16 protein-coding genes are annotated in these 17,866 nt (G+C 73.0%); 10 read left to right on the top strand and 6 right to left on the bottom strand.

Features of this window, described 5'->3' with window-relative positions:
* Positions 1–150: 150 nt before the first annotated feature.
* The gene (locus tag AC069X_RS35825) at positions 151–612 is read left to right on the top strand and encodes an ATP-binding protein (RefSeq protein ID WP_478735501.1); all 462 of its coding nucleotides are present in this window, start codon (positions 151–153) and stop codon (positions 610–612) included.
* On the opposite strand, the gene AC069X_RS35830 is transcribed toward AC069X_RS35825, so the two are convergent.
* Together AC069X_RS35830 and ssgD are read right to left on the bottom strand one after the other, a co-directional pair.
* Positions 598–2,241: an ABC-F family ATP-binding cassette domain-containing protein gene (locus AC069X_RS35830; protein WP_478735503.1), complete on the bottom strand. Its 1,644-nt coding sequence runs from the start codon at positions 2,239–2,241 to the stop codon at positions 598–600. The two genes, AC069X_RS35825 and AC069X_RS35830, sit on opposite strands and share 15 nt — an antisense overlap.
* Positions 2,242–2,429: 188 nt before the next feature.
* Positions 2,430–2,846: a spore wall synthesis regulator SsgD gene (gene ssgD, locus AC069X_RS35835; protein ID WP_401240008.1), complete on the bottom strand. Its 417-nt coding sequence runs from the start codon at positions 2,844–2,846 to the stop codon at positions 2,430–2,432.
* Between the two features lie 356 nt (positions 2,847–3,202).
* Between ssgD and AC069X_RS35840 the strand changes: the two genes are divergently transcribed.
* Positions 3,203–4,297 (top strand): WD40/YVTN/BNR-like repeat-containing protein, encoded by a 1,095-nt coding sequence (locus tag AC069X_RS35840; protein WP_478735505.1) that lies wholly within the window; start codon positions 3,203–3,205, stop codon positions 4,295–4,297.
* Positions 4,298–4,375: 78 nt separating this feature from the next.
* Here AC069X_RS35840 and AC069X_RS35845 read toward each other — a convergent pair whose 3' ends face one another.
* Positions 4,376–4,675, bottom strand: a complete 300-nt coding sequence (locus AC069X_RS35845; protein ID WP_478735507.1) for a YciI family protein — start codon at positions 4,673–4,675, stop codon at positions 4,376–4,378.
* Between the two features lie 26 nt (positions 4,676–4,701).
* Here AC069X_RS35845 and AC069X_RS35850 point away from each other — a divergent pair, with 26 nt between their 5' ends.
* Positions 4,702–5,391, top strand: a complete 690-nt coding sequence (locus AC069X_RS35850; protein ID WP_478735509.1) for an endonuclease V — start codon at positions 4,702–4,704, stop codon at positions 5,389–5,391.
* Positions 5,392–5,484: 93 nt separating this feature from the next.
* Here AC069X_RS35850 and AC069X_RS35855 read toward each other — a convergent pair whose 3' ends face one another.
* The gene (locus AC069X_RS35855) at positions 5,485–6,699 is read right to left on the bottom strand and encodes a saccharopine dehydrogenase family protein (RefSeq protein WP_478735511.1); all 1,215 of its coding nucleotides are present in this window, start codon (positions 6,697–6,699) and stop codon (positions 5,485–5,487) included.
* An 83-nt stretch (positions 6,700–6,782) separates the two neighbouring features.
* Between AC069X_RS35855 and AC069X_RS35860 the strand changes: the two genes are divergently transcribed.
* The 6 genes from AC069X_RS35860 to AC069X_RS35885 all read left to right on the top strand — a co-directional run bounded on the left by AC069X_RS35860 (position 6,783) and on the right by AC069X_RS35885 (position 14,187).
* On the top strand, positions 6,783–7,187 hold the full coding sequence (locus AC069X_RS35860) for an MmcQ/YjbR family DNA-binding protein (RefSeq protein ID WP_478735513.1): 405 nt from the start codon (positions 6,783–6,785) through the stop codon (positions 7,185–7,187).
* 165 nt (positions 7,188–7,352) lie between these two features.
* Positions 7,353–8,480, top strand: a complete 1,128-nt coding sequence (locus AC069X_RS35865; RefSeq protein ID WP_478735515.1) for a CaiB/BaiF CoA transferase family protein — start codon at positions 7,353–7,355, stop codon at positions 8,478–8,480.
* Positions 8,480–9,505, top strand: coding sequence for an LLM class F420-dependent oxidoreductase (locus AC069X_RS35870; protein ID WP_478735517.1), 1,026 nt, complete (start codon positions 8,480–8,482; stop codon positions 9,503–9,505). Before AC069X_RS35865 ends, AC069X_RS35870 begins: the two co-directional genes overlap by 1 nt.
* A 9-nt stretch (positions 9,506–9,514) precedes the next feature.
* Entirely contained in the window at positions 9,515–10,657 is a 1,143-nt protein-coding gene (locus tag AC069X_RS35875; RefSeq protein WP_478735519.1) for an acyl-CoA dehydrogenase family protein, read from the top strand.
* A 99-nt stretch (positions 10,658–10,756) separates the two neighbouring features.
* The gene (locus tag AC069X_RS35880) at positions 10,757–11,971 is read left to right on the top strand and encodes an acetyl-CoA C-acetyltransferase (protein ID WP_478735521.1); all 1,215 of its coding nucleotides are present in this window, start codon (positions 10,757–10,759) and stop codon (positions 11,969–11,971) included.
* Between the two features lie 44 nt (positions 11,972–12,015).
* Positions 12,016–14,187 (top strand): 3-hydroxyacyl-CoA dehydrogenase NAD-binding domain-containing protein, encoded by a 2,172-nt coding sequence (locus AC069X_RS35885; RefSeq protein WP_478735523.1) that lies wholly within the window; start codon positions 12,016–12,018, stop codon positions 14,185–14,187.
* A gap of 46 nt (positions 14,188–14,233) precedes the next feature.
* On the opposite strand, the gene AC069X_RS35890 is transcribed toward AC069X_RS35885, so the two are convergent.
* Both AC069X_RS35890 and AC069X_RS35895 read right to left on the bottom strand, forming a co-directional pair.
* Positions 14,234–14,902, bottom strand: a complete 669-nt coding sequence (locus tag AC069X_RS35890; RefSeq protein ID WP_478735525.1) for a maltokinase N-terminal cap-like domain-containing protein — start codon at positions 14,900–14,902, stop codon at positions 14,234–14,236.
* 10 nt (positions 14,903–14,912) lie between these two features.
* A complete protein-coding gene (locus AC069X_RS35895) occupies positions 14,913–15,719 on the bottom strand; it encodes a MerR family transcriptional regulator (RefSeq protein WP_478735529.1) in 807 nt (268 codons plus the stop codon).
* 85 nt (positions 15,720–15,804) lie between these two features.
* On the opposite strand from AC069X_RS35895, the gene AC069X_RS35900 reads away from it, so the two are divergent.
* Positions 15,805–17,631, top strand: coding sequence for an AMP-dependent synthetase/ligase (locus AC069X_RS35900; RefSeq protein WP_478735527.1), 1,827 nt, complete (start codon positions 15,805–15,807; stop codon positions 17,629–17,631).
* The last annotated feature ends 235 nt before the right edge of the window (positions 17,632–17,866 follow it).

Below are 17,866 nucleotides of genomic sequence, written 5' to 3' on the forward strand. Positions count from 1 at the left end.
GCATCCGGAAATACCACGAGAAACCGTCATCTGGTCGTACAAGTGCTGGCACCGCCGATCGGCTTGCGCTACGGTCGGTAGCGCACGCCTCACGCGGGGCGACCCCGTGGACCCTGTGCGACCCGCGCACCCGAACGTTGGAGCAGCACGATGACGGGCAGCCTCCGCGGCCTGCCACCGGCCCGAGGGCCCCGGCCCTTCCCGCCCCCGGCGCAGCGGCTGAGCTACTCCCTGGGACTCCCGGGCGGTGCCCACTGCGCGGGCAGCGCCCGCTCCGCCGTGCGGTCGCTGCTCGACCGCCACCGGCTGGCCGGCCTCGGCGACACCGCGGCCCTCGCCGCCTCCGAGCTCGTCGCGGTCGCCCACCGGTTCACGCCCGACCGGGACGTGGTGCTCAGGCTCCGCTGGCAGTACGACGCCCTGCGGATCGTCCTCTACGACCAGCACCCGGCGCACTCCTCGCCCGAGGAGGGCGAGGAGTGCCGCGTCCGGCGCAGCAGCGCGATGTGGCTGCTGGCCCGGGTGGCCGAGTCCTGTGACGGGGACTGGGGGCTCACCCCGGTCCTGACTCCGCTCGGAGGGGCCAAGTCCTGGGTGCTACTGCCCCATTGACCCCCGGACCTCCTCGGCCGTGGTCGGCCGGAGCCGGCCGCCGTCGAGCAGCAGCCAGCGCGTGATGCCGACGGACTCCAGGAACGGCACGTCGTGGCTGGCCACCAGCAGCGCACCCTCGTAGGACTCCAGGGCCTGGCCCAGCTGGCGGACGCTCGCCAGGTCGAGGTTGTTCGTCGGCTCGTCCAGCATCAGCAGCTGCGGGGCCGGCTCGGCCAGCAGCAGCGCCGCCAGCGTCGCCCGGAACCGCTCGCCGCCCGACAGGGTCCCGGCGGGCCGGTCCGCCCGGGCGCCCCGGAACAGGAAGTGCGCCAGCCGCGCCCGGATCGCGTTGTTCGTGGCGTGCGGGGCGAACCGGGCCACGTTCTCCACCACCGAGCGCTCGTCGTCCAGTACGTCGAGCCGCTGCGGCAGGAAACGGGCCGGGACGTGGGTCACCGCCTCCCCGGACGCGGGCGGCAGCAGCCCGGCGACCGTCCGCAGCAGGGTCGTCTTGCCCGAGCCGTTCGCGCCGACCAGGGCGATCCGCTCCGGACCGCGCACCTCCCACTCGCCCGGGATCCCCGTGCCGCCGTGGGCCAGGCGCAGGTCGCTCAGGGTCAGCACCCGCCGGCCCGGCGGGACCTGGGTCGCGGGCAGCTCGATCCGGATCTCGGCGTCGTCGCGGACCGCTTCGACCGCCTGGTCGAGCCGCTCACGGGCGTCCGCCAGCCGCTCGGTGTGCATGATGCGGTGCTTGCCGGCCGACTCCTGGGCGGAGCGCTTGCGGGCTCCCATGACGATCTTCGGCTCGCGCTTGTTCTCGTACATCTTCTGGCCGTACCGCTTGCGCCGGGCCAGTTTGACCTGGGCGTCGGCCAGTTCGCGCTTCTGGCGCTGCACATCGGCCTCGGCGACCCGGACCATCCGCTCGGCCGACTCCTGCTCGGCCGCGAGCAGCCGCTCGTAGTCGGTGAAGTTGCCGCCGTACCAGCGGACTTCGCCCTCGCGGAGATCGGCGATCTGGTCGACCCGCTCCAGCAGTTCGCGGTCGTGGCTGACCAGCACCATCACCCCGGACCAGGACTCGACGGCCGCGTACAGGCGGCGCCGGGCGCGCAGGTCGAGGTTGTTGGTCGGCTCGTCGAGGAGCAGTACGTCCGGCCGGGCGAGCAGCAGGGCCGCCAGCCTCAGCAGGACGCACTGGCCGCCGGACAGTTCGCCGACGGTGCGGTCCAGGCCGGTCCCGGCCAGGCCGAGCTGGTCGAGCACGGCCAGGGCGCGCTCCTCCACGTCCCAGTCGTCGCCGACGGCGGCGAAGTTGGCCTCGGTGGCCTCACCGGCCTCGATGGCGTGCAGGGCGGTGCGGGCGGTACGGATGCCGAGGGCCTCGTCCACCCGCAGGGCGGTGTCCAGGGTGGCGTTCTGCGGGAGGTAGCCGATGGTCCCGGCGACGGAGACCTGGCCCGAGGAGGGAGACAGCTCGTCCGCGATGAGCTTCAACAGGGTGGACTTCCCACAGCCGTTGAGGCCGATCAGGCCGGTGCGGCCGGGTCCGACGGTGAGGTGGAACCCGTCGAAGACGGGGGTGCCGTCGGGCCAGTCGAAGGAGAGGGCGGAGCAGGTGAGGAAGGTAGGGGCATGACTCATGGAGGCCTCCAGGTTGCGTGAAAGGTGCGTGCAACGCGGGGAGACGGCCGACTGTCACGGGAATCGCGAGGATGCGGTGGTGGTGGTCGGTGTCTCGGACCTCAGAAGAGCAATGTCCTACTCCGTTTCGGCGACTACAGGGCCGTAACGAAGCTACGGGCGGCCGGGGCCGCCCGCAAACGAATAAGTCAGCGGGAGCCGCGCATCAGCTCGTCGAGGCTGTGGTCCATGTCGAGGTAGCGGTGCTCCAGACCCGGCGGTACCAGCGCGGAGGTGCGTTCGAGGAAGCGCTGGAGCTCTGCCGTGGTCATGAGCACGATCGCCACGCCCTCGGGTGCGTGGAACTCCACCGTGGTGCGGTCGCCGTCGTACGGCCGCACCCGCACGTCGCCGCAGCCGGCCGGATGGCGGAGCCCCGACATCAGCAGCTCGCGGGCGAAGGTCCAGGAGACCTCGACGCCTTCGAGGGTGGCCAGGGCGGGGAAGGCCATGCGGACGGCGAAGGGATCCGAGCGGTCGTAGCAGAGGGTGACGGGGACGGTCTCGACCTTCGGTGCGGTGGCGATCAGTCGGGCCTGCACGGCCTGCTCGATGACAGTGATCAAGGCTCGCTCCCTTGCGGCGGATCTGCTGTCGGGCTGTGGGGTGGTGCCCGGCAACCGGATAGACGCCGGAATCGGCAAATCCGTGCATGGCGGATGACGTGAGCTGTGTCACCGGTTGGCGTGATCTCACCCGTGCGATCGCACAGAGTGACCAAAGGTGCGGTCTGGGTAAAGGGCGCCGGTCCGGGGAGCTGTCGCTCAAGGTGATCCCAATACGTCCGGTATTCGCTCGCTCCACAGGAGTAAGCCGGGAGCGGACGGGGCCGGACGGGGGAGGAGGGGTGCGGTGGAGGCGCCCTGGACGGGGCGGGTGGGGTGCGTTAGCTTCCCGCGCCATGAGACTTCTGGGAGTTGGCATGTGCACGGCGGCCCTGCTGATCGGAGTGGCCGTCGCGCCGGCTCAGGCGGACACCGGCGGCGGCGACCCCGCCGCCACGGTGGCCGGAACGGACTTACGGGGCGCCGGATGGGCCGTCAAGGAGACCGGGCAGGAGGCCGTGCGCGACGTCCGCTTCCGCGGCCTGGCGGCGGTCAGCCGCAGTACGGCCTGGCTCGCGGGCTCCAAGGGCCGGATTCTGCGCACCGGGGACGGCGGCCGCAGCTGGCGGGACGTTTCCCCGCCCGGGGCGGTGGCCGAAGGGCTGGAACTGCGCGACATCGAGGCCTTCGACGGGCGGCGGGCGGTGGCCCTGTCCATCGGCGAGGGCGAAGCCTCGCGGGTCCTGCGCACCGAGGACGGCGGGACGACCTGGACCGAGACCTTCCGCAACCCCGACCCGCGCGCCTTCTACGACTGCCTGACCTTCTTCGACTCCCGGCACGGCCTGGCGGTCAGCGACCCGGTGGACGGGAAGTTCCGGCTGCTCGCCACCGACGACGGCGGACGCAGCTGGCGGGTGCTCCCGGACGCCGGGATGCCGCCGGCGCTCCCCGGCGAGGCCGGCTTCGCCGCGAGCGGCCAGTGCCTGACGGCCTCCGGGCCCCGCGACGTGTGGCTGGCCACCGGAGGCGGGCCGTCCGCACGGGTGCTGCACTCCGCCGACCGGGGCCTGACCTGGCGGGTCGCCGACTCCACCGTCCCGGGCGGCGACCCCGCACGCGGGGTGTTCGCCCTCGCCTTCCGCGACCGTACGACGGGCCTCGCCGTCGGCGGTGACTACCGCACCGGCCAGGCGTCGCCCCGGGCCGCGGCCCGCTCCGCCGACGGGGGCCGGAGCTGGAGCCAGGCGGCGACCCCGCCGCCCGCCTACCGCTCGGGCGCGGCCTGGTACCCGTACGGGCGCGCCACGGCCCTGGCGGTCGGTCCGACCGGCACGGACGTCACCACCGACGCGGGGCGCACCTGGCGGCCCCTGGAGGCGGGCTCCTTCGACACCGTCGACTGCGCGTCCGACGGCGGCTGCTGGGCGGCGGGGGAGAAGGGCCGGGTGGCCCGGCTGGAGCGCCGCTGACCCCGCGCCCCGGGTCCGCCGCAGGCAGGGCTGACAGCGCCCCCGCCTGCGGCCGGGCCGCGCCGCGACAGGGCCTGGCTAGGAGGGGAGGGACTCGCGGAAGCGGGCCAGGCCCGGCGAGGTGTTGGAGGCGATGAACTCCGTGACGCGGTACGCGCAGACGCCCGCCACCGCGAAGGGATCGCTCGCCGCTATCTCCTCGATCTCGGCGCGGGAGACCCCGGCGGCCAGGATCATCCCGCCGTCACGCGGGACCTTGCGGCCCGAGGCGAGGAAGACCCCGGAGGCGTAGTGGCCCTCCAGCCAGGCGATGTGCGCGTCCATCCGCGCCTCGACGGCCTCGATCGGCGCGGTGTACGTGAGCTCCATGACGAACATGATCGCCAGGCTACTCTCGCCTCATCATGACGACTGCGAAGACCCCCGCCAACGAAGCCGAGGCCCGGGCGACACAAGACGAACTGCGCGATCTCGTCGTGCTCGACGAGCCCGGCCCCCCGCCGGGCCGGGGCCTGGTCGCCGGAGTGGACGTGGCCTACGACGACGAACGCGACCTGGTCGCGGCCGCCGCCGTCGTGCTCGACGCGGCCACCCTCGACGTCGTGGCCGAATCCACGGCCGTCGGGCACGTCAGCTTCCCGTACGTGCCCGGCCTGCTCGCCTTCCGCGAACTGCCGACCCTGCTCGCCGCCCTGGAGGCGCTCCCCGTCACCCCCGGGCTCGTGGTCTGCGACGGCTACGGCCTCGCCCACCCGCGCGGCTTCGGCCTGGCCTGCCACCTCGGGGTGGTCACCGGCCTGCCCAGCATGGGCGTCGCCAAGAACCCCTTCACCTTCACCCACGAGGAACCGGGCGCCCCGCGCGGCGAGGCCTCCCCCCTGCTCGCGGCGGACGGCACCGTCGTCGGCCGGGCGCTGCGCACCCAGCACGGGGTCAAACCCGTCTACGTGTCCGTCGGCCACCGGGTCTCCCTGGACAACGCCTGCGCCCACGCCCTCGCTCTGAGCCCCCGCTTCCGCATCCCCGAAACCACCCGCCGTGCCGACTCCCTGTGCCGGCGGGCCCTGCGCGAGGCGGTGGACGACTGCCCGTGACCCGGAGCCGGGCGGAACGGCCTGGAGCATTCGGGCGAACCCGACGTGGGCCGACGGCCGTGCCGAGCACCGCCGTCCCCCTCGGCGGACGGCTCAGTCCCGCGCCGCCACGCGGAAGCGGATGCCGGCCTTCTGGAGCCGGTCCAGCAGGGCGTCGCCCATCGCCACGGCCGTCGTCAGCTGGCCCGCCCGGTCCGGGAGGGAGTCGTGGGCCAGGCACAGCGCCGACTCCGCCAGCATCTTCGCGGTCTCCCCGTAGCCCGGGTCGCCGCCCGAGACCTCGGTGAACACGCGGTGCCCGCCGCCCTCGCCGACGAAGCGGACCGTGAACCAGCTGCGGGCGCGCCGCTCCGCGTCCGGGCCGTTGCCCGGTTCCCAGTGGCTCATCAGCCACCGCCGGGCCGCCGGGACCTGCGCCAGCGCCGCCGTCGCGCCCACCGCCGCCGTCAGGCCCACCGCGACCGGCAGGTGCCGTACCGAGACGTAGTGCCGGTAGCGGAAGTCCGGCCCGTACCGCTCCAGCGCGGCCGCCGACCGGGTCACGATCCGGGGGTCCAGCGAGGGCAGGGGCAGCGCCCAGGCCCCGGTCTCCCGGCTGAAGCGCGGGGCGCCCACGGGGCCGCGTACCCGGCGTCCCGGCAGCCTGGGCTCGTACAGCCGGCGGGTGCGCGCGGCCGACAGGGTCTGCGGCGCCCGGCCCAGCGCCGTCAGGGCGGAGGCCACGGTGCCGCCGGAGGCGAGCGCACCGGCCCGCAGGAACCCGTCCACCCGCAGCGGCACCCCGGAGGGCAGCAGGCCCACCGTGAAGTACGCCCCGAGGTCGGCCGGGACCGAGTCGAACCCGCACGCGTGCACCAGCCGCGCCCCCGTCTCCCGGGCCCGCGCGTCGTGCTCGACGTACATCCGGTCCACGAACTCCGGCTCGCCGGTGAGGTCCAGGTAGTCGGTGCCCGCCTCGGCGCAGGCCGCGACCAGCCCGGCCCCGTGCCAGACGTACGGGCCGACCGTGGTGGCCAGCACCCGGGTCCCGGCGGCCAGTTCGCGCAGCGCCCCCGGGTCGCCGGCGTCGGCCCGCAGCAGCGGCAGCCGCGCGCACGCGGGGTTCAGGGCGGCCAGCCGCTCGCGCAGCCGCTCCAGTCTGCCGAGGTCGCGCCCGGCCAGCGCCCACCGGCAGCCGGCCGGGGCGTGCTCGGCGAGGTACTCCGCGGTCAGCGCCCCGACGAACCCGGTCGCGCCGAAGAGCACGAGGTCGAGGTCGCGCCGCGGACGGCCGCCGCGGACGGGCTCGTTGTGGACCTGCTCGGTCATGGACCGTTCCTCCCAGCTGGTGTCGGTGGCTGAGGTTAGCGTTGGCACCGACTGTCCGTGCGAGCAGGTGTGACCTGCGGTAAGTGGAGGCGTCGGTGAAGGCTGCGGTGCGCAGGTGGGAAGCGGTGCGGGAGTTCGCGCTGGGGCTGCCCGAGGCGGTGGAGGAGCACCCCTGGGGGCCGGAGGACGGGGTGGTGAAGGTCAACAAGAAGATCTTCGTCTTCCTGGGCAACGCGGACGGCCCCGAGCCGCCCGGCCTGTCCGTCAAGCTCAAGGACGAGGACCTGCACGGGCACGCGATGACCGCGCCCGGCGCCACGCCCACCGGGTACGGCCTGGGCAAGGCGGGCTGGGTCTCGGTGCCGCTGGGGGAGAAGGGGGCTCCGCCGGTGGAGGTGCTGTGCGAATGGGTGGAGGAGAGCTACCGGACCGTCGCGCTCAAGCGGCACGTCGCGCTCCTCGACGCCCGTGCGGGGGAGGGTGCCTGAGGGGAGCCGCCCCGCGAATCCCGGCCGGAACGAGCCACAGCGGAAACCGGCTAAGCGCTTGCTCTTGTGCTCGGTGGTACGCGTTCCTAGCATCACTGGTGTTACATCGGTTGTGTCACACACCTGCACACCCACCCACCCGTACACCAGGATGCCGGGGGCACGATGGCAGTGACAGCAGGCCCGCTCGCGGGAGTACGCGTCGTCGAACTGGCGGGCATCGGCCCGGGACCGTTCGCCGCGATGCTCCTCGCCGACCTCGGAGCCGACGTCGTCCGCGTGGACCGGCCGGGCGGCGGCGGGCTCGCGATCGATCCCGCCTACGACGTCACCAACCGCAACAAGCGCTCCGTACTCGTCGACCTGAAGTCCGACGGGGGCGCCGGCCGGGTGCTCGACCTGGCCGAGCGGGCCGACGTACTGATCGAGGGCTTCCGCCCCGGCGTCGCCGAACGCCTCGGCGTGGGCCCCGACGCCTGCCTCGCCCGCAATCCGAAGCTCGTCTACGGCCGGATGACCGGCTGGGGCCAGGAAGGCCCCCTCGCCCACACCGCCGGGCACGACATCGCGTACATCGCCGTCACCGGCGCACTCGGCATGATCGGCAACCCCGGCGGACCCCCGGCCGTCCCCGCCAACCTGGTCGGCGACTACGCGGGCGGCTCCCTCTACCTCGTCATCGGCGTCCTCGCCGCGCTCCGGCACGCCCGCGGCCCCGAAGGCACCGGCCAGGTCGTGGACGCCGCCATCGTCGACGGCACCGCCCACCTCACCGCCATGATCCACGGCATGGTCGCGGCCGGCGGCTGGCAGGACCGGCGCGGCGCCAACCTCCTCGACGGCGGCTGCCCCTTCTACGGCACCTACGAGACCGCCGACGGCCAGTACATGGCCGTCGGCGCGCTGGAGCAGCAGTTCTACGACACCTTCGTCGCCCTCCTCGGCATCCAGGACCGGGCCCCCGCCCGCAAGGACCTCGCCCGCTGGGGCGAACTGCGCGAGGCCGTCGCCGACCGCTTCAAGTCCCGCACCCGCGAGGAGTGGACGGCCGTCTTCGAGGGCACCGACGCCTGCGTGGCACCCGTCCTCTCGCTGACCGAGGCCCCGCACCACCCCCACCTCGCCGCGCGCGGGACCTTCACCGGGTTCGGCGGGATCACCCAGCCCGCCCCCGCCCCGCGCTTCTCCGCGACGCCGACCCGCGTCGCCTCCGCACCCGCCCGGCCCGGCGCGGACACCGAGTCCGTCGCCGCCGACTGGGACGTACCGGCGCTGCTCCTGAAAGAGGCCTGATGGAACTGTCCATGCTGCTCGACTACGCCGGCGACCCGCGCCGCGCCGCCGACGAGGCGGCCGCGCTGGAGCAGGCCGGACTCGACGCCGTCTGGGTCGCCGAGGCCTGGGGCTTCGACTCCCCGACCATCATGGGCTACCTGGCGGCGCGCACCGAGCGCATGAAGATCGGCTCGGCCATCGTCAACGTCTACTCCCGCACCCCCGCCCTCATCGCCCAGACCGCCGCCGGCCTCGACGCGGTCTCCGGCGGCCGCGCCCTGCTCGGGCTCGGCGCCTCCGGCCCGCAGGTCATCGAGGGCTGGCACGGGAAGGCGTACGACAAACCCCTCGGCCGCACCCGCGAGACCGTAGAGCTGTGCCGGCGCATCTGGCGCCGCGAGACGATCGACCACCACGGCATCACCGACATGCCGCTCCCCGCGGACAAGGGCGGCCGGCACGGCAAACCCCTCAAGATCCTCACCCGCCCCGTCCGGGACGGGATCCCGGTCTACGTGGCCTCCCTGGGACCCGCGAACGTGGCGATGACCGCCGAGATCGCCGACGGCTGGCTCCCCACCCTCTTCATCCCCGAGAAGGCCCGCTCCGTATGGGGCGGCGCCCTCGCCGAGGGCACCGCCAAACGGGCGCCCGAGCTGGGCCCGCTCCAGACCGTCGCGGGCGGACTGCTCGCCATCGGCGAGGACGCGGCCGCCGCACGGGACCTCGCCCGGCCCCAGATCGCCCTGTACGTCGGCGGGATGGGCGCGGTCGGCAAGAACTTCTACAACGACCTCGCCGTCGCCTACGGCTACGAGGACGAGGCCCGCCGCATCCAGGAGCTCTACCTCGCCGGGCGCAAACGCGACGCGGCGGCCGCCGTCCCGGACGAGTTCTGCGAGCTGATGACCCTGTGCGGCCCCGAGGGGTACGTGCGCGAGCGCGTCGAGGCCTTCCGGGAGGCCGGCGTCACGATGCTCAACGTCACGCCGGTCGGCCCGGAACCGGCCCGGCTGATCGAAACCGTCAAGAGCTGGCTGTAGGGGGCCCCGATGCAACGCCGCATCTACGACGCCGACCACGAGGCGTTCCGCGAGACCGTGCGCACCTTCCTGCACAAGGAGGTGCTGCCGCACTACGAGCAGTGGGAGAAGGACGGCATCGTCAGCCGGGACGCATGGCGGGCCGCCGGCCGGCAGGGCCTGCTGGGCCTGGCCGTACCCGAGGAGTACGGAGGCGGCGGCAACCCGGACTTCCGCTACGCGGCGGTGCTCGCCGAGGAGTTCACCCGCGCCGGGGCCCCCGGACTCGCGATCGGCCTGCACAACGACATCATCGGCCCCTACCTGACCTCGCTCGGCACCGAGGAGCAGAAGCGCCGCTGGCTGCCCGGCTTCTGCTCCGGCGAGACCGTCACCGCGATCGCCATGACCGAACCGGGTGCCGGCTCCGACCTCCAGGGCATCCGCACCAGCGCCGAGGACCGGGGCGACCACTGGCTCCTCAACGGCTCCAAGACCTTCATCTCCAACGGCATCCTCGCCGACCTGGTGATCGTCGTCGCGAAGACCACCCCCGAGGGCGGCGCACACGGCCTGTCCCTGCTGGTCGTCGAACGCGGCGCCGAGGGCTTCGAACGCGGCCGCAACCTCGACAAGATCGGTCAGAAGGCCCAGGACACCGCCGAGCTCTTCTTCAACGACGTACGCGTCCCCAAGGAGAACCTGCTCGGCGAGCTGAACGGCGCCTTCGTCCACCTGATGACCAACCTGGCGCAGGAACGCATGGGCATCGCGATGGCCGCCATCGCCGCCGCCGAACACCTGCTGGAGATCACCACCACGTACGTCAAGGAGCGCGAGGCCTTCGGCCGGCCGCTCTCCAAGCTCCAGCACGTCCGCTTCGAGATCGCCGAGATGGCCACCGAATGCGCCGTCACCCGGACCTTCCTCGACCGCTGCATCACCGACCACGCCAACGGCGAACTGGACCACGTCCACGCCTCGATGGCCAAGTGGTGGGCCACCGAACTCCAGAAGCGGGTCGCGGACCGCTGTCTCCAGCTGCACGGCGGCTACGGCTACATGACCGAATACCGGGTCGCACGGGCCTTCACCGACGGCCGCATCCAGACGATCTACGGCGGCACGACCGAGATCATGAAAGAGATCATCGGCCGCTCCCTCCTCGGCTGACCTCCCCCCTGCGGGGCCCTCCCGGGACCCCCGTCAGACCCCCGTCAGACCCCCTCAGACCCCCTCGGACCCCTCGGACATCTCCGAAAGGCTTGACCAGTGAGCACCGAAGCGTACGTGTACGACGCGATCCGCACCCCGCGCGGCCGCGGCAAGGCCAACGGCGCCCTGCACGGCACCAAGCCGATCGACCTCGTCGTCGGCCTCATCAACGCCCTGCGCGAGCGCAACCCCGGCCTGGACCCCGCCACCATCGACGACATCGTCCTCGGTGTCGTCGGCCCCGTCGGCGACCAGGGCTCCGACATCGCCCGGATCGCGGCCATCGCCGCCGGCCTGCCAGACACCGTGGCCGGCGTACAGGAGAACCGCTTCTGTGCCTCCGGCCTGGAAGCCGTCAACCTGGCCGCCGCCAAGGTCCGCTCCGGCTGGGAGGACCTCGTCCTCGCCGGCGGCGTCGAGTCCATGTCCCGTGTCCCCATGGCCTCCGACGGCGGCGCCTGGTTCGCCGACCCCATGACCAACTGGGACACCGGCTTCGTCCCCCAGGGCATCGGCGCCGACCTGATCGCCACCATCGAGGGATTCTCCCGGCGCGACGTGGACGAGTACGCCGCCCTCTCCCAGGAACGGGCCGCCACCGCCATCAAGGAGGGCTGCTTCGCCAAGTCCGTGGTCCCCGTCACCGACCGCAACGGCCTGGTCGTCCTGGACCACGAGGAGTTCGTCCGCCCCGGCACCACCGCCGACACCCTCGCCAAGCTGAAGCCCTCCTTCGCCGACATCGGCGACCTCGGCGGCTTCGACGCCGTCGCCCTGCAGAAGTACCACTGGATCGAGAAGATCGACCACGTCCACCACGCCGGCAACTCCTCCGGCATCGTCGACGGCGCCTCGCTCGTCGCCATCGGCACCCGCGAGGCCGGCGAGCGGAACGGCCTGCGCCCGCGCGCCCGCATCGTCTCGGCCGCCGTCTCCGGCTCCGAGCCCACCATCATGCTCACCGGCCCCGCACCGGCCACCCGCAAGGCCCTCGCCAAGGCCGGCCTGACCATCGACGACATCGACCTGATCGAGATGAACGAGGCCTTCGCCGGCGTCGTGCTGCGCTTCGTCAAGGACATGGGCGTCTCCCTGGACAAGGTCAACGTCAACGGCGGCGCCATCGCCCTCGGCCACCCCCTCGGCGCCACCGGCGCCATGCTGCTGGGCACCGTCGTCGACGAACTGGAGCGCCAGGACAAGCGCTACGGCCTCGTCACCCTCTGCGTCGGCGGCGGCATGGGCGTCGCCACCATCGTCGAACGCGTCTGATCCGTCCTGCCCCTGATCCCCTCTCTGACACGGAAGTAGCGAACATGAGCGAGTCCACCACGATCCGCTGGGAACAGGACGAGACCGGCGTCGTCACCCTGGTCCTCGACGACCCGGGCCAGTCCGCCAACACCATGAACCAGGCCTTCAAGGACTCCATCGCGGCCATCGCCGACCGCGCCGAGGCAGAGAAGGACTCCATCCGCGGCATCATCTACACCTCCGCCAAGAAGACCTTCTTCGCCGGCGGCGACCTCAAGGACATGATCCGGCTGCGCCCCGAGGACGCCCGGCTCGCCTTCGACACCGGCACCGAGATCAAGCGCTCCCTGCGCCGCATCGAGACCCTCGGCAAGCCCGTTGTCGCCGCCATCAACGGCGCCGCCCTCGGCGGCGGTTACGAGATCTGCCTCGCCTCCCACCACCGCGTCGCCCTCGACGCCCCCGGCTCCAAGATCGGCCTGCCCGAGGTCACCCTCGGTCTGCTCCCCGCCGGCGGCGGCGTCACCCGCACCGTCCGCCTCATGGGCATCGCCGACGCGCTGCTCAAGGTCCTGCTCCAGGGCACCCAGTACAGCCCGCAGCGCGCCCTCGCCGCCGGACTGGTCCACGAACTGGCCGGCACGCCCGAGGAGATGCTGGCCAAGGCCCGCGCCTTCATCGACGCCAACCCCGAGTCGAAGCAGCCCTGGGACGTCCCCGGCTACAAGATCCCCGGCGGTACGCCGTCCAGCCCGCGCTTCGCCGCGAACCTCCCGGCCTTCCCCGCCAACCTCAAGAAGCAGCTGAACGGCGCCCCCTACCCGGCGCCGCGCAACATCCTGGCCTGCGCCGTCGAGGGCTCCCAGGTGGACTTCGAGACCGCCCTGACCATCGAGGCCCGGTACTTCACCGAGCTGGTCACCGGCCAGACCGCCAAGAACATGATCCAGGCGTTCTTCTTCGACCTCCAGGCCGTCAACGCCGGCCGCAGCCGCCCGCAGGGCGTCGAACCGCGCAAGGTCCGCAAGGTCGCCGTCCTCGGCGCCGGAATGATGGGCGCCGGCATCGCCTATTCCTGCGCCCGCGCGGGCATCGAGGTCGTCCTCAAGGACGTCACCCCCGAAGCCGCCGCCAAGGGCAAGGCGTACTCCGAGAAGCTCCTCGACAAGGCCCTCGCCAAGGGCCGCACCACCGAGGCCAAGCGGGCCGAGCTCCTCGCCCGCATCACCCCGACCGCCGACGCCGCCGACCTCGCCGGATGCGACGCCGTCATCGAGGCCGTCTTCGAGGACACCGCCCTCAAGCACAAGGTGTTCCAGGAGGTCCAGGACGTCATCGCGCCCGACGCGCTGCTCTGCTCCAACACCTCCACCCTCCCCATCACCGGGCTGGCCGAAGGGGTCGCGCGCCCCGCCGACTTCATCGGCCTGCACTTCTTCTCGCCCGTCGACAAGATGCCGCTGGTGGAGATCATCAAGGGCGAGCGCACCGGGGACGAGGCCATCGCCCGCGCCTTCGACCTGGTCCGCCAGATCAACAAGACCCCGATCGTCGTCAACGACTCGCGCGGCTTCTTCACCTCGCGCGTCATCGGCCAGTTCATCAACGAGGGCGTCGCGATGGTCGGCGAGGGCATCGAGCCCGCCTCCGTCGAACAGGCCGCCGCCCAGGCCGGCTACCCGGCCAAGGTGCTCTCCCTCATGGACGAGCTGACCCTCACCCTCCCGCGCAAGATCCGCAACGAGACCCGCAAGGCCTTCGAGGCCGAGGGCCGCGAGTGGAGCGAGCACCCGGCCGACCGGGTCATCGACCGGATGGTCGACGAGTTCGGCCGCCCCGGCCGCAGCGGGGGCGGCGGCTTCTACGAGTACGACGAGAACGGCAGCCGCGGCCGCATCTGGCCCGGCCTGCGCGAGCACTTCGCCAAGCCGGACGCGCAGATCCCCTTCGAGGACATGAAGGAGCGGATGCTCTTCTCCGAGGCCCTGGACACCGTCCGCTGCCTCGACGAAGGCGTCCTCACCTCCATCGCCGACGCCAACATCGGCTCCATCATGGGCATCGGCTTCCCGGCCTGGACCGGCGGCGTGATCCAGTACGTCAACGGCTACGAGGGTGGCCTGCCCGGCTTCGTCGCCCGCGCCCGCGAACTGGCCGCCACCTACGGCGAACGCTTCACCCCGCCGGCCTCCCTCGTGGCGAAGGCCGAGCGCGGCGAGACGTACGCCGACTAGCAGCGGCGCCCCGGGCCCGTCACGGCGGGCCCGGGGACCGGCATCGTCAGGCGCGCAGGTACGCGAACACCCCGCGCCGCGCGGCGCCGCCCTCCGGGGCATCCGGCCACCCGGCCACGACCTGCCCCAGCAGGCCCTCCCCGGCGGCGGCCCCCGGGCGCAGCACCCGGGTCAGGGACAGCGTCAGGACCGGCTCCTCCCGGCCCACGGGACCCACCGAGATCTCCGTGCCGGCGGCGGTGTCCGCCACCTTCCCCGGACCGGTCAGCCCGGCCGGGACGCCGCGCCCCGCGGGGCGCACCTCGACCGTCGGATCGGGCGTGTCGCTCTCGCTCTGGGCCTGGGCCGTCGCCCCGCCCGCCAGCAGCGCCAGCAACTGCTCCACCAGCACCGGGTCGTGGGCGCCGTCGTACACCCAGCGCGTGCCCAGCACCCCGTGTTCGAGGGTGCCGACCAGACCGGCCTCCGCGCCCGCCAGCGGCGCGCCCCGGTAGGTCAGCGGTACGAGGTAGGAGACGGGCTCCTCCCCGGAGCCGTCGGTGACCACCATGAACTCGATGCCCACCTCGCCCTCCGGGTCGTCCAGCCGGAAACCGCCCGCCTTGGCGAGCGGCGCCGTCTTCTCCGAACCCCGGTACCAGGGCCTCAAGGGCAGCCAGTCGGCGAGGAGTTCGGCCTTCGTCGGGGTCAGTGTGGTGTGGTGGATGATCGCCATGGGAGTGAACCTACCCGTCCTCCGAGGCGAACGCCCCCCGCAGTTCCTCCTTCAGCGACCGCTGGAAGGCGGTGACCAGGGCCTGGACCACCATCGGCTGCATGTGCGCGGACAACGCCTTCATCGACTCCACGCGCTCCGGGTCGTCTTCGCCCTCGGTGAACGGCCCCCACACCTCGTCCCGGAACAGCGCCGTCAGCTGGTGCGCCGCCGTCCGCGCGTGCTCCAGCAGGATGTTCCGCGCCACCAGCAGCGTCTCGTGCGCGATCGGCACGTCGAGCAGTGCCACCCCCAGCCGGAGCAGCCCCACGTCCACCCGGAACCCCTCACCGGGGGCGGGGGCGGGGGCGGAGATGGACGTGGATGCGGATGCGGATGCGGATGCGGAGGTGGGCGCGGGCGCCGGTCCGGACGCCGACACCACGTTCATCGCGGCCAGCCGGCGCAGGTCCCCGTCCGACAGGGTGCGCCCCGCACGCCTCTCCAGCTCCGCCCGCGACACCTCCTGCGCCACGTCCGGCGCCCAGGTCGCCACCAGCGCCCGGTGGATCGCCAGGTCGTGCGCGCTCAGATCGTCCGGCAGCGCGTCCAGATACCGCTGGATCGCCGACAGCGTCATCCCCTGGTGCTGGAGCTCCTCGATCAGAGCCAGCCGCGACAGGTGCTCCGGACCGTAGTGCCCCACCCGACGCGGTCCGATCACGGGAGGGGGCAAAAGCCCGCGCGTGCTGTAGAACCGTACGGTGCGGACGGTGACACCGGCCTTGGACGCCAGCTCGTCCACGGTGAGCATCGGCTCGGTCGCCCGGTCGGCCATCGTCTGCGCCTCGCTCTCTGCTGCACGGCTTGGGTTCAACAGTATTGCTGTCGCACCAACGATGTGAAACGGCCAGGAGCTGCCCATGACCACGAACCTGCGACTGCCCGGACGACCCGAAGACCTCACCCTGCCCGCCCTGCTCGCCCGCAACGCCACCGACCACACGGACCTCCCCGCCCTCTCCTGGCGGGAAGCGGACGGCTGGACCACCCTCACCTGGGGCGAAGTCCGCCGCCGGACGGCCGTCCTCGCCGCCGGATACGCCGCCCTCGGCGTGGAGCGCGGCGAACACGTCCTGATCATGATGGGCAACCGCCCCGAACACTGGCTCAGCGACCTCGCCCTCGTCCACCTCGGCGCCGTCCCCGTCACCGTGTACGGCACCTCCGCGCCCGAGCAGATAGCCCACATCGCCCGCCACAGCCGGGCCCGCGTCGCCGTCCTCGAAGGCGCCCGCGAACGCGACCGGTGGGCCCCGCTGCTCGACGACCCCGGCACCCCGCTGGAACGCCTCGTCATCGCCGAAGCCGCAGAAGCCGGCCCGCACACCACCTACGGCTCCCTCTACGCGAGCGGCGCCCGCCTCCACCGCCCCGACGGCTTCGAGAAGGCCTGGCAGGAGACCCGCCCCGAAGACCCCCTCACCGTCGTCTACACCTCCGGCACCACCGGCGACCCCAAGGGCGTCCGCCTCACCCACCGCAACATCCTGCTCCAGTCCGTCCGCCTCGACCGCAACGTCCAGCTCCCCGAACACGCCGAGCACGTCTGCTACCTGCCCTTCGCGCACATCGCCGAGCGGATCCTCGGCATCTACCTGCCCCTGCTGCGCGCCGCCCACGTCCGCCTCGTCGCCGACCCCACCGCCGTGGCGGCCGCCGTCCGCGAACTGCGCCCCGTGCAGTTCTTCGGCGTGCCCCGGGTCTGGGAGAAACTCGCCGCGGGCGTACGGGCGGTCCTCGCCGGCCTCCCCGAGGAGCAGCGCGACGCCATCGAGAGCGCGGGTGAGGTGGCGCGCGCCCGCGCCGGCCACCGGGAGCGCGGCGAGGAGGTGCCGGCCGCGCTCGAAGCCTCGTACGCCGCGGCGAAGGAGCGGGTGCTGGACCCACTGCTGCGACTGGCGGGGCTGGACCGGCTCGTCTGGACGGCCAGCGCCACCGCGCCGATGCCGATCGACGTGGTCCGCTTCTGGGCCGGCTGGGGCATCACCATCATGGACGCGTGGGGGCTGACGGAGACCTCCGGCGTGTGCACCGTCAACAGCGACAGCCCCGACGGGTTCCGGCTGGGCTCCGTGGGCCGGCCCATCGAGGGCCTGGAGCTGAAGATCGCCGGGGACGGGGAGATCCTCACGCGCGGCGCGACCGTCTTCGACGGGTACCTGCGCCCCGACGGGACGGTGGAAAGCGCGTCCGACGCCGAGGGCTGGTTCCCCACCGGGGACATCGGACGGCTCGACGAGGACGGCTTCCTCTGGCTGACGGACCGCAAGAAGGAACTGATCATCACCTCGAACGGCAAGAACATCTCCCCGGCCCTGGTGGAGAACACCGTCAAGGAACACCCGCTGATCGGCCAGGCCCTGGTCCACGGCGACGGCCGCTCCTACCTGGTCGCCCTGCTGGTCCTCGACCCGGAACTGGCCCCGGCCTGGGCCGCCGCCCGGGGCATCGCGACCGCCTCCCTGGCCGAACTGGCCGAGCACCCGGCCGTCCTGGAGGAGACCGCCCGCGCGGTGACCGCCGCGAACGCCCGCCTCAACCGCACGGAGCAGATCAAGCGGTACCGGCTGCTCGCCGAGGAATGGGGCCCGGAGACGGGAGAACTCACCCCGTCGCTGAAACTACGCCGCCGGGTGGTCCGCGAGAAGTACGGCCACCTGATCGAGGGCCTGTACGAGGAGTCCTGACGCGGGAACACCGTCGCGCCGGGCCCCCGGGGGGGCGGGGCTCGCGGCGCGGGCCCGCTATCACCCCCGCGAGGGGGTGGGGGCGGGTCGGCGGCTGCCCACCCACCCCCGGGTGCGGGTGGATGGGTGGGCAGCCGGACCCCCTTGGGCGGGGTCGGGGAGGGGCTGGGGGTTTCCCGTCAGTCCCATCGTCGTTCCGTGTCGTGCCGGCCTGTCAAGGGCGCTCCTTCGTCGC

Source organism: Streptomyces sp. NPDC043896 (genome assembly GCF_056435605.1).